This window comes from Microcella sp., from assembly GCF_040286215.1.
Classification (GTDB): Bacteria; Actinomycetota; Actinomycetes; order Actinomycetales; family Microbacteriaceae; genus Microcella.
In genome coordinates, this window is record NZ_JAVKCK010000001.1 from 1 (window position 1) to 8,722 (window position 8,722).

Consider the following 8,722-nt stretch of genomic DNA (forward strand, 5'->3'; position numbering starts at 1 on the left):
GGACAAGTGGTGGGCTTCCAGCGGTCACCGTGCGTCGCTGTACAAGCCGGGCAACACGGGCAGCATGGCGGGTACGTGCATCCTGTTCGCGATGACGCACGGTGGTGTGCCGAACGAGCCGTACAGCTTCACGCGGGCGGCCGCGCGCTGGGTGAGCTGCTGACCTGACGTCACTAGGCTTGCTCGCAGTGGGCGGTGCCGATGCCGGTCGCGAGGGAGGACCGCTGTGGCACCGGGACTGCGCTGGGGAATCCTGGCGACGGGGGGGATCGCCCGCACCTTCACGTCCGATCTCACCGCGAGCGGCTTCGCAGTCACCGCGGTCGGTTCGCGCTCGCAGTCCTCGGCCGACGAGTTCGCCGCGCGATTCGGCATAACGCGGGCGCACGGCAGCTATGAGGCGCTCGTCGCCGACGAGACCGTCGACGCCGTCTACGTGGCGACCCCGCACCCGATGCACCACGAGTGCGCTCTGCTCGCCTTCGACGCGGGCAAGCACGTGCTCGTCGAGAAGTCGTTCACGCTCAACGCGAGTCAGGCACGCGAGCTCGCCGACCGGGCCGCGAAGCGGGGTGTCGTCGTCATGGAGGCGATGTGGACGCGCTTCCTTCCGCACATGGTCCGCATCCACGAGATTCTCGACGCTGGATCGATCGGCGATGTGCGCACGGTGCTCGCCGATCACTCGCAGGCGATCTCCACCGACCCGAGGCATCGATTGCAGGACCCTGAGCTGGGGGGTGGCGCTCTGCTCGATCTTGGCATCTACCCGGTATCGCTCGCGGTGGATCTGCTGGGCCTGCCGACCTCGATCACGGCTGACGCGGCGATGACGCCGACGGGAGTTGATCGACAGATCGCCATGCAGTTCGTGCACGAGGGCGGACGCCAGGCCGTGCTGCACTCCGTGCTCGACACCAGGGGTCCCAATCGCGCTGCCGTCCTCGGCACCGAGGGCTGGATCGACATCGACCCGGTCTGGTACACGGCGACCTCGTTCACGCAGTACGGCGGCGACGGCTCCGTCGTCGAGCGCTTCGAGCACCCGTTGAGAACGCGCGGCATGGAATTCCAGGCCTGGGAGCTGGAGCGGCGCGTCGCGGGCGAGGCGCCGGCCTCGTTGCCGCTGGAGGAGACCGTCGCGATCATGGGCGTGCTCGACGAGATCCGCGCGCAGATCGGTCTGCGGTATCCGGGGGAGTGACGGGCCCGTCGGGCTGCCATAGCCGAGAGGTACCATGACCGCATGACGGAGCCGGATTCGACGCCCGGTCGTGCTCGCCGGCGCTCTCTCCTGGTCACGGCGCTCACGGTCGCGTTCGTGCTGCTCGGCACCGGTTCTCTGCTCGCCGGGGTGTCGGCGGGAGGGGCCCAGCCGATCGCCGCGCCGACGCCGACGCCCACCCCCACGATGACCCCGGAGCCTGATCCCCGGCCGGTTCCCGACGACCCGGTGGCCGCGCAGAGCCTGCGCACGTGCTCGATCGATGCGCTCGCGCGGGATAGCCGGCTGCGGGAGCTCTCCGCCTCCGTCGTGAACGCCGATACGGGAGAGACTCTGTTCGAGCGTTTCGCCGAGCGACCCGTGCGCACCGCGAGCGTCATGAAGGTGCTCACGGCCGCCGCCGCTCTCGCCACGCTCGGCCCCGATCACCGTCTGAGCACGCGCGTCGTGGACGGCGCCGAACCGGGTTCGGTCGTGATCGTCGGCGGAGGCGATGCGACGCTGAGCAGGCTGCCGCCCGGTCAGGAGAGCTTCTACCGAGGCGCTCCGAAGCTCGCCGACCTCGCGGCTCAGACCGTCGCGGCCTACGCTGCCGCGCATCCGGATTCTCCGGCGATTCGGGAGGTCGTGCTCGACGCAACGCACTGGGACCCGGCGGACAAGTGGGATCCCTCCTGGGCCCGCAGCGAGCAGACGATCGGCTACCAGTCGGAGGTCACCGCTCTGCAGGTCGACGGAGACCGTGCGAACCCGATCGCGGGCACCAGCCCACGCTCGACCGACCCGGTCGCTCGTGCCGGTCAGGCCTTCGCGCAGGCGCTCGCCGCAGCAGGCAATCCGGGCGGCACGCCCGTCACGCGGCTGGGCACGGCACCCGACACGGAGACCCTGGGCATCGTGCGCTCGCAGCCCGTGAGTGCCCTGATACCCCAGATGCTGCTCACGAGCGATAACGCGCTCGGTGAGATGCTCGCCCGCGTCGTGTCGAAGAACCTGGGCCTCGACGGCTCGGCGGCATCCCTCACCTCGGCCTTCCGCATCGCCCTCGACGAGTACGGGGTGCCGGTCACCGGGCTCACGATCCGCGACGGCTCCGGTCTCAGCCACCTCAACGCCGTGCCCCCTTCCTATGTGACGCGCCTCATGCTCAGAGTCGCCGACGGCGAGGGCTCGCTGGTGCACGTCGCCCAGGGCCTGCCGGTGGCCGGCCAGTTCGGGTCGCTGTCGAGCCGGTTCACGGGGTCGAACGCGGTCGCCAGGGGTGCTGTCGCCGCCAAGACCGGCTGGATCGACACGTCGTACTCCCTGGCCGGTATCGTGACCGCTCAGGACGGCACCCGCCTGACCTTCGGTTTCTTCGCCGTCGGCGAGGGCATCCAGGGCAATGCCCGCGAGGCCCTCGACACCCTGACCACGGGCGTCTACCGATGCGGCAACGCACTCTCCACCACCTGACCGACCGATTCGACCTGGAGGCGACATGGCTCGCGCCCTGTTCATCATCGATGTGCAGAACGACTTCACCGAGGGGGGTGCGCTGGGCGTGGACGGCGGTGCGGCCGTCGCGACGGCGATCACCGAGCACGTGCGCCGACACCCCGACCTCTACGACGTCGTCATCGCCTCGCGCGACTGGCACGACGGCGACAACGACAACGGCGGCCACTTCGCGACGGATGCCGAACCCGACTTCACGCTGACCTGGCCGGTGCACTGCGTCGCCGGCACCGACGGGGCCGAGTACCACGAGAGCATCGATACAGGCCTCATCGACATCCACGTGCGCAAGGGGCAGGGGGTGCCCGCCTACTCGATCTTCGAGGGGACGACCGACGACGGGCGTTCCGTGCCGCAGGCCCTCGATGAGCTCCAGGTGACCGAGATCGACGTGGTGGGCATCGCCACCGACTACTGCGTGCGGGCCTCCGCCCTCGACGCCCTGCAGAACGGGCGCACCGTGCGCGTTCTGCGCAATCTGGTCGCCGGGGTCGCGGCCGAGTCGAGCGAGGCGGCGCTCTCCGAGATCGCGACGGCGGGCGGTCACGTCGAGGTCAGCGGCTCCTGATCGACTTCCGGGCGCGGCCTACGTGAGCAGCTGGTGCTGGGCGAGCTCCCGATAGAGCGGCACCTCGCGCACGAGCTCGGCGTGCACGCCCGTGCCGATCACGCGCCCGTGCTCGAGCACGACGATCTGATCGCTGTCCACGACGGTCGACAGTCGATGCGCGATGACGATGAGGGTGCGGTCTGCGGAGACCGCGTCGATCGCCTCGCGCATGAGCCGCTCGTTGACGCCGTCGAGCGACGACGTCGACTCATCGAGCAGCAGGATCGGCGGAGCAGCGAGAAGTGCTCGGGCGATGGCGAGGCGCTGGCGCTCGCCGCCGGAGAGCATGACACCGCTCTCGCCTACCTGCGCGCCCAGGCCGTCGTCGCTGCGCTGCAGCACCTCGAGTAGGTTGACCCGCTCGAGCACGGCCACGCAGTCGTCATCGCTCGCCGTCGGCGAGCCGAGCAGGAGGTTGTCGCGCAGTGTGCCGGCGAGCACGGGGGCATCCTGCTCCACGTAGCCGATGCGACTGCGCAGCTCGGTGCGGTCGAGGGCGCGGACATCGACTCCCTCCATGCGGATGACGCCCCCGGTCGGGTCGTAGAAGCGCTCGATCAACGACAGGATCGTCGACTTGCCCGCCCCGCTTGGGCCGACGAGGGCCGTGCGCGAGCCCTGCGGCACCGCGAACGTCACCCCGCGCAGCACCGTCGTCTCATGGGCACCGTCATCGCCGACCACCTCGGCGATCACCTTCTCCTGCTCCGTCTTGCGAGCGGCCTCCGGGTAGCGGAAGTGGACGGCCTCGAAGGCGATCGCGGCGCGGCCGTCGGTGGCCGCGGCGGGGGCCACATCGTCGTCGCCCTCGGCCTCGCTCGGCAGGGCGATGATCTCCTGAATGCGCCCGAGCGCCCCGAGCGCGCTGTTGACGCTCGTGATCGCCCCGAAAGCCTGGCCGAGCGGGCCGATCAGCAGGAAGAGGAAGAGGATGAAGGCCACCAGCTCGGCGATCTCGATATCACCCGCGGCGACACGGTAGCCACCCACGCCGAGCACCACGAGGAACGAGATCTGCAGCGCGATCGAGGAGATCGGCACGACGAGCGCGGAGATCTTGGCAACCTTGAGGCCCTGGAGCCACGCACCCCGAGCATCCTCATGAATGGTCGCGATCTCGCGCTCGGTCGCGTTCGCGGCGCGCACCGTGCGCACCGAGGAGATGGCCCGTTCCACCGCGGCGGCCAGGTCGCCCACCTTCTCCTGCGCCTTGCGGCTCGCGACGCGGATGCGCGCCGACAGCAGCACGACGGTGACGACCGAGACGGCGATCACCAGAACGGTGAGCAGCAGCAGGACGGGGTCGATGATGATCATCGCGACGAGGGCGCCGACGAAGGTAAGGCTGCCGCCGATCGCTTCGACGAGGCCCTGCGTGAGCACGGCGCGCAGCAGGGTGGTGTCGCTACCGACGCGGCTGACCAGGTCGCCCGTGCGGCGCTGATCGAACTCGCTGATCGGCAGGTGCAGCAGCCGGCGCACGAGAGTGCGGCGACTCGAGAGCACGACGCCCTCTCCTGTGCGCTGCAGCAGGTAGTGGCCGAAGCCGCTGAGGAGCCCCGCGAGCACGACGAGGCTCACGAGGAGCGCCACCAGGCCTCCGAGTTCTCCGCCCTCCTCGACGGTGGTGATCACCTGCGCCACGAGCAGCGGCTGCGCGAGGGAGGCCGCGGCGCCGAGGACGCTGATGACGATCACCCACGAGAGCACCGTGCGATGCTCGAGCAGGTACGGCATGAGCTGGCTGAAGCTCGCCCGAGGGCCGTCGTCGGGCGGCCCTCCCAGCAGGCGACGTCGGGGGGTGACGGGGGCCGCGGGCGCGCTCGAGCTCATGCGACGATCCTGCCCGATGCCGGCCATGAGCGAGCCGTGCGGCGGCGTCGCCGCGCGGGTCTAGGCTCTGGTGTCGTGCCCGAGCCCGTGATCTCCGCGACCGCCCTTACCAAGCTCTACGGGCAGGTCGCCGCCGTCGACGGCATCGATTTCGAGGTGGCGCCCGGGGAGTCTTTCGGGCTGCTCGGGCCGAACGGCGCCGGCAAGTCGACGACCATGCGCATGGTGGGCGCGGTGTCGACGCGCACGAGCGGCGAGCTCGCGATCCTGGGCCTCGACCCCGACCACCACGGCCCCGACATCCGCTCTCAGCTCGGCGTCGTGCCACAGCAGGACAATCTCGACCAAGACCTGCGCGTGCGGGACAACCTGCTCGTCTACGGACGGTACTTCGGGCTGCCACGGTCGCTCGTCGCCGAGCGCGCCGACGCGCTGCTCGCGTTCGCGCAGCTCGCCGACCGCGCGAAGTCGAAGGTCGACGACCTCTCCGGGGGCATGAAGCGCCGCCTCACGATCGCGCGCGCGCTCATCAACGAGCCGCGCATCCTGCTCCTCGACGAGCCGACGACGGGTCTCGACCCGCAGGCCCGGCACATCCTGTGGGACCGCCTTTTTCGCCTTAAGGAGCAGGGCACGACGCTCGTGCTGACGACGCACTACATGGATGAGGCCGAGCAGCTGTGCGACCGCATCGTCGTCATCGACAAGGGCCGCATCATGGCGGAGGGCTCGCCCGCCCAGCTCATCCGCGAGCACTCCAGCCGTGAAGTGCTCGAAGTGCGCTTCGGCAGCGACCGCAACGCGCGGGTCGCCGAGCAGATCGTCGGCCTCGGCGAGCGCATTGAGGTGCTGCCCGACCGCCTGCTCATCTACAGTGCCAACGGCGAGGCCGAGCTCGTGGCGCTCACCGAGCGGGGGCTGCACCCGATCACCTCGCTCGTGCGGCGCTCGAGCCTCGAAGACGTCTTCCTGCGTCTCACCGGTCGGAGCCTGATCGAGTGACCGCTGCAGACACCGCCGATCGCGTCGATCGCGAGGATGCCCGGCGCGCGCTCGCCGCTGGCGCCGCGCCGCGCCGCTGGGGCAGCTGGTACGTCGCCGAGCACCGGTTGCTCGCCATGAAGGGCTATGTTGGCGAGGCTGTCTTCCAGAGCTTCGGCAACCCGCTCATCTACCTCTTCGCCCTCGGTGTCGGTCTCGCGAGCCTCGTTCCGCAGGGTGTCGCCGGGGTCAGCTACCTCGAGTTCGTCGCCCCTGCCCTCATGGCGACGGCCGCGATGACGATCGCGGCGAACGAGACGACCTACCCCGTTCTCATGGGGTTCAAGTGGAACCCGACGTTCTTCGGCATGAACGCCTCGCCTCTCACCGGTGGGCAGATCGTCAACGGCATCATGATCGCCATCCTCGTGCGGATGCTCGTGACGGTCACCATCTACTTCGGTGTGATCCTCGCGTTCGGCGCCGTGCCGTCCGTGTGGGGAGCGCTCGCGATCGGCGCCGCCGTCCTCACCGGTATGGCCATCGGGCTCGTGCTCTCGAGCTACACCTCGACCATTCAGGACGACCGCGGACAGATGGCCATGATCCAGCGCTTCGGCATCATGCCGCTGTTCCTGTTCTCGGGCACCTTCTTCCCGCTCGAGCAGCTGCCGGTCTACCTGCAGCCGATCGGGTGGATCTCGCCCCTGTGGCACGGAGCCGAGCTCGGCCGGGTCGCCACCTACGGGCTTGAGGAGCCGCTGTGGCTCACCGTCACGCACGGGGGCTACCTGACCGGTATCGTCCTCGTCGGTCTGTGGGCGACGCGGCGGCACTTCGTGAGGCGGTTGAACCGATGACCGCGGTGCGCGCGCAGCGCGGCGCGCTGTATGCGGGCAACACGCGGGCGGTCATCCGCCGCGGCCTTCTGGCGACCCGCAGCACCAACTACCTCGTCGTCGTCAGCGGCTTCTTCGAGCCCGTCTTCTACCTGCTCTCGCTCGGTATCGGCTTCGGCGCGCTCGTCGGCACCGTGCAGACCTCGACGGGTGTCGAGGTGTCGTACGCCGCCTACATCGCACCCGCCCTGCTCGCGGTCTCGGCGATGAACGGCGCCGTCTACGACTCCACGTGGAATGTGTTCTTCAAGCTCAACTACTCCAAGCTGTACCAGGGCATGCTCACGACCTCGCTCGGGCCGCTCGATGTCGCGCTCGGCGAGATCCTGCTCGCCCTTCTGCGCGGGGCCCTGTACGCCGTCGGCTTCATGGTCGTCATGCAGGTGCTCGGGCTCAACCTGGCGTGGACGGCGCTCCTCGCGCTTCCCGCTGTACTCGTGATCGCCTTCGGCTTCGCGAGCCTCGGCATGGCCATCACGAGCTACTTCAGAACCTTCCAGCAGGTCGAGTGGGTGACCTTCATCATGCTGCCGATGTTCCTGTTCTCGGCGACGTTCTACCCGATCTCGGTGTATCCCGAAGCGATCCAGTGGGTCATTCAGGCTTTGCCGCTCTGGCACGGCGTCGAGCTGATTCGGGGTGTGACGACGGGGGCGCTGTCACCCGCGCTGTGGGTGCATCTCGGCTACTTCGGCCTGATGATCGCCGTCGGCATCGTCGTGGCGACGCGGCGCCTGCGTGCCCTTTTTCTGCGCTGACCCTCGGCGCGTCACGATTGTCTCGACGATCAGCAAGCCGGTGCAGACCGCTCTCCGAACTCTCAGTACCCCCAACCGGGGGTAGCCAGTCCTCGGCCGTGACCCCAGTTCGCGGGTGATCCGTTCGTTTTTCGACTGCCCGCTCTTGGTGCGCGGGAGGCCGCGGGCATAGCGTGTGATCAGCAGCCGGGGGGCTGCCAGCAGTGCCAAGCTTCGGGGGGAGCACAGCGTGATGCGTTCAGTATTTTCGGGGGCCGCTATCGCAGCGGTGATCATCGTCGCGATACCGGCAATTCCGGCCGCTCTGACGGCCACGACGTCGATCCAGCCGGGTGGTGCACCGAGCGCGAGCCTCATCGAGGCCGTTGCGCCTGCATCGGTCCCGGCCCCGACGCCCTCACCGACGGTGATGGACTCGGAGGGCCAGCACGCGCCGGCCGTGGCCTCATCCACCGAGGGCCTCGCCACCGACGAGCCTGACGCAGAGACGGCCAGCGGTGCCGTTGCGCAGACGGAGTCAGAACGCGCCGCACACGGTGCGGGGTCCGCCGCGAGCGCCCCCGCGCCGGCGAACCGCGCCGTGACCGAGGATTCCGGTGTGGTGTACCGCGCGCTCCCCGCACCCCTGCCGACCGAGCTCGCCACCCCCTCGTCTCCCGCCTGCGCCACCTCGATCTCCGGTAGCACGGCGGGCGCGCCGAGCGCGGTCTCCGAGGGGGGCGTCGCGGGAACCACGACCGACGACCTCGAGTCGTTCGCGGCGCGGTTCAATCAGATACGGGTGGCGAACTGTCTTCCTCCGGTGCCGTTCGCGAACATTCGGTACGACTCGTGCATGGAGCAGCGTCTGTTCTGGATGGCGGAGGATCCGAGCACGGATCCGATGAGTGCGTGGGGTCATATCGGGTCGCAGCGCAGT

The 8,722-nt window shown here is 69.4% G+C and carries 7 protein-coding genes and 1 pseudogene; 7 read left to right on the forward strand and 1 reads right to left on the reverse strand.

Annotation, left to right across the window (positions count from 1 at the left end):
* The first annotated feature begins 226 nt into the window (after window positions 1-226).
* Genes RJQ01_RS00005 through RJQ01_RS00015 form a run of 3 tightly spaced genes read left to right on the forward strand, consistent with a single transcriptional unit; the run spans window position 227 to window position 3,290 of the window.
* On the forward strand, window positions 227-1,204 hold the full coding sequence (locus RJQ01_RS00005) for a Gfo/Idh/MocA family protein (protein ID WP_350474642.1): 978 nt from the start codon (window positions 227-229) through the stop codon (window positions 1,202-1,204).
* 42 nt (window positions 1,205-1,246) lie between these two features.
* The gene (gene dacB / locus RJQ01_RS00010) at window positions 1,247-2,680 is read left to right on the forward strand and encodes a D-alanyl-D-alanine carboxypeptidase/D-alanyl-D-alanine endopeptidase (protein WP_350474643.1); all 1,434 of its coding nucleotides are present in this window, start codon (window positions 1,247-1,249) and stop codon (window positions 2,678-2,680) included.
* A 25-nt stretch (window positions 2,681-2,705) separates the two neighbouring features.
* On the forward strand, window positions 2,706-3,290 hold the full coding sequence (locus RJQ01_RS00015) for an isochorismatase family protein (RefSeq protein WP_350474644.1): 585 nt from the start codon (window positions 2,706-2,708) through the stop codon (window positions 3,288-3,290).
* Between the two features lie 18 nt (window positions 3,291-3,308).
* Here RJQ01_RS00015 and RJQ01_RS00020 read toward each other — a convergent pair whose 3' ends face one another.
* A complete protein-coding gene (locus RJQ01_RS00020) occupies window positions 3,309-5,165 on the reverse strand; it encodes an ABC transporter ATP-binding protein (protein ID WP_350474645.1) in 1,857 nt (618 codons plus the stop codon).
* Window positions 5,166-5,240: 75 nt separating this feature from the next.
* Here RJQ01_RS00020 and RJQ01_RS00025 point away from each other — a divergent pair, with 75 nt between their 5' ends.
* The 4 genes and pseudogenes from RJQ01_RS00025 to RJQ01_RS00040 form a co-directional block, all read left to right on the forward strand.
* The gene (locus RJQ01_RS00025; RefSeq protein ID WP_350474646.1) at window positions 5,241-6,167 is read left to right on the forward strand and encodes an ABC transporter ATP-binding protein; all 927 of its coding nucleotides are present in this window, start codon (window positions 5,241-5,243) and stop codon (window positions 6,165-6,167) included.
* Window positions 6,164-7,006 carry an ABC transporter permease gene (locus tag RJQ01_RS00030; RefSeq protein WP_350474647.1) on the forward strand — a complete coding sequence of 281 codons (843 nt, stop codon included), beginning with the start codon at window positions 6,164-6,166 and terminating at the stop codon, window positions 7,004-7,006. The genes RJQ01_RS00025 and RJQ01_RS00030 overlap by 4 nt, the downstream gene beginning before the upstream one ends.
* Complete coding sequence (locus RJQ01_RS00035) at window positions 7,003-7,803, forward strand: ABC transporter permease (RefSeq protein ID WP_350474648.1); 801 nt, start codon at window positions 7,003-7,005, stop codon at window positions 7,801-7,803. The genes RJQ01_RS00030 and RJQ01_RS00035 overlap by 4 nt, the downstream gene beginning before the upstream one ends.
* 439 nt (window positions 7,804-8,242) lie before the next feature.
* Window positions 8,243-8,722 (forward strand): annotated as a pseudogene (locus tag RJQ01_RS00040) (hypothetical protein); the annotation flags it as partial.

What these genes read in the sequence shown, in the direction of transcription:
- RJQ01_RS00020 (WP_350474645.1), bottom strand. Translation starts at nt 5,165, where the DNA reads ATGAGCTCGAGCGCGCCCGCGGCCCCCGTCACCCCCCGACGTCGCCTG.
- RJQ01_RS00035 (WP_350474648.1), top strand. Translation starts at nt 7,003, where the DNA reads ATGACCGCGGTGCGCGCGCAGCGCGGCGCGCTGTATGCGGGCAACACG.
- dacB (WP_350474643.1), top strand. Translation starts at nt 1,247, where the DNA reads ATGACGGAGCCGGATTCGACGCCCGGTCGTGCTCGCCGGCGCTCTCTC.
- RJQ01_RS00015 (WP_350474644.1), top strand. Translation starts at nt 2,706, where the DNA reads ATGGCTCGCGCCCTGTTCATCATCGATGTGCAGAACGACTTCACCGAG.